Annotated in this window: 1 protein-coding gene; it reads left to right on the forward strand. The window is 45.7% G+C overall.

All coding sequences use genetic code 11. From position 1 onward, the window contains the following. Positions 1-258: DegV family protein (locus tag SB775_RS31190; RefSeq protein WP_410865150.1), on the forward strand; the 258-nt coding region annotated here is incomplete at both ends.

Here is a 258-nt window from a genome sequence, read left to right on the forward strand (position 1 = left end):
GACTCGAAAATCGGCTCGTTTCCGATGGGGAAAATGATCGAAATCGGCAATGAATTATTCACATCCGGAAAAGAACCGGAAGAAGTAGTGGAGACCATCAATCAATTAACCGCCAAATCCCATTTGTCGTTCATTCCATCGAGTTTGAACCAATTGCATAAAAGCGGGCGGGTATCCGGGACGCAAGCTTTCCTGAGTAATATCCTCAACATCAAAGTAGTCATCACCTTCGTTGACGGGGTGACGGTCATGAAAGAG

The sequence above is a fragment of the Peribacillus sp. SIMBA_075 genome (assembly GCF_046534585.1).